The sequence below is a fragment of the Chloroflexus sp. genome, from assembly GCF_034435895.1.
In the GTDB taxonomy this organism is placed as follows: Bacteria; Chloroflexota; Chloroflexia; order Chloroflexales; family Chloroflexaceae; genus Chloroflexus.
Window position 1 is genome coordinate 1 of record NZ_DAOTWH010000328.1, and the last position, 2,189, is coordinate 2,189.

Sequence of the window (2,189 nt, forward strand, 5' to 3'; positions counted from 1 at the left end):
AGCGGGGTTGGGGGTGAGGGTCTCCCCTCCCTCGCTGGGGGAGGGGTTGGGGGTGGGGGCAACCAAGCGCCACGCCGTATCACCCGGCCCTCAAGGGCCGGGCTAGGACTACAAAGCCCGCTGCGCGGGCTAGCCCTTACCCCCCGGCCCCCTCTCCCCCCCTGACGGCGAGAGAGGGGGGAGCTGCGCGATGGGCGGGTGAGGCATGGCAGGAGCGGAACGCAGTAGCGCCCCGCTCCCGCGGCGCGGGAGCGGGGTTGGGGGTGAGGGTAAACAATAGCTACGAACCCACCCAAAAGGCCCCAAAAGAGTTACATTTGTGCCTTTTATGTCTCTTTGTGGCTATTCCCCACTAAACTCCCTGCGGAGCCGGACAGCCGTCCGGCTCTACAGCGCCTTTGCGTTAAACGCCGCCGCTGCCCATCGCACTGCTGGTATAATACTTGGTACCATCAGTGGCCCTGTATCACCATATCGCTATGGCGCGTGAAGAGACAGTGTTGTTGCAGGCCAAAGTCGCACCGCCGCGACCGCACCGTTATCGGCTGGTGCGTCCGGCGGTCACGGCGCGTTTGCGCGAGGCGTTTGATTATCGAGTGACGCTGGTGCAGGCCGGCGCTGGCTATGGCAAGACCACAGCACTGGCTGAGCTGGCAGCCAGTACGCAGACGGTCTGCTGGTATACGATTGGCGAGAGCGACCGCGATCCGGTGACGTTTTTGACCTATCTGACCGCCGCCTGCGCGCCGGTGTTGCCGCAAGGCGCGCCAGAAGCGCTGGCGGCGCTGCACACCCGTCCCGCTGATCGGACGGCGTGGACGCAAGCGCTCGATGGGTTGCTGAATACGCTGGCCAGCGTTGCTCCTTGGCCAACACTGCTTATCCTCGACGATTATCACTTTGTGACGGCATCCGCCGAGATCCGTGCCTTGACCGAACGGCTGATTACTTACGCGCCGCCGTGGTTGAGCTTGTTGATTGCCACTCGCTACCCGATTGTCAGCGGCGAGCTGGTGCGCTGGCGGGCGCGCGGCGAGGTGCTGGAATTGCACCGCGAGGCGTTGGCCTTTACTCGCGACGAGATTGCCGCGCTCTTCGCTGAGGTCTTTGGCATGCCGCTGAGCGCCGCCGATGTCGATGTGCTTAGCCATCAAACGGAAGGTTGGCCGATTGCGTTGCAACTGGTTTGGCAGGGGTTGCGCGGCAGGCAGGCGCGGAGCGTGGCCGAATTGCTGGCGAACGGCCCAGCTTCGCTGGCGGCGTTGTTCGATTTCCTCGCCTGCGATGTACTCGATCGCCAGCCGCCGGAGATTGCCGCCTTTTTGCGTGCGACGGCGCCGTTGCGGGTGCTGACCGCGGCGGCTTGCGATGCGGTGCGCCAAGCTGCTGACAGCGCCGAACTGTTGGCGCAGGTGCGCGATCGTGATCTCTTTGTGGTTGACTTGGGGGCTGACCACTATCGCTACCATTACCTGTTTCACGACTTTTTGCGCCAGCAGACCCGCCACGATCCCGATCTGGCCGCGCGCCACCGGCGGGCAGCGCAGCACTATGCTGCCGCTGGCCTTGCCGAAGAGGCGATCTATCACTGGTTCGCCGCCGGTGAAGGCGCGATCGCCGCTGATGCGATTGAGGCCGCCAGTGAAGAGGCGTTGCGCAATGGCCGGCTCGATACTGTGGCTGGCTGGATTGATGCGCTGCCGGCGGAGTTGATCGCCAACCGGCCCCGGCTGCAATGCTACCTCGGCGATCTCTACCGACTGCGCGCCCGCTTCGACGAGGCCCGGAACTGGTATGCTCAAGCTGAAGCGACCAGCCGCCAGCAGGGTGATCGGGCCGAGTTGGCCCGCGCCTTGTATGGACAGGCGCTGGTTTATATCGATCAAGTGCAGCCGGCCCAAGCCGAGAGTGTGTTGCAAGAGGCGCTGCGGGTCAGCGAGGGGTTAGAGGATCAGGTGGCCCGCGCCCGCGTGCTGGAATTGCTGGCCGAGAATAAGCTCAATATGGGCCAGCCTGCCGAGGCCGAAGCTTTGCAGCAGCAAGCGAGCCAGTTGCGCGCGGCCAGTCCGGCGGCTGATCTACTCAGTGCGCGGGTTAAGCTGCGCACTGGCCAATTGGCGGCGGCGCGGGCCTTGTTACAGGCGTGGCGCGATCACGAACGGGTGGCGACGGCGCGCGGCGCGACCCCG

Annotated in this window: 1 protein-coding gene; it reads left to right on the forward strand. The window is 64.9% G+C overall.

Going from position 1 to position 2,189, the window contains the following annotated elements; genetic code table 11:
- Window positions 1–455: 455 nt before the first annotated feature.
- Window positions 456–2,189 (forward strand): tetratricopeptide repeat protein (locus tag U9R81_RS18225; RefSeq protein ID WP_322496835.1); only part of this gene is annotated, 1,734 nt, incomplete at its 3' end.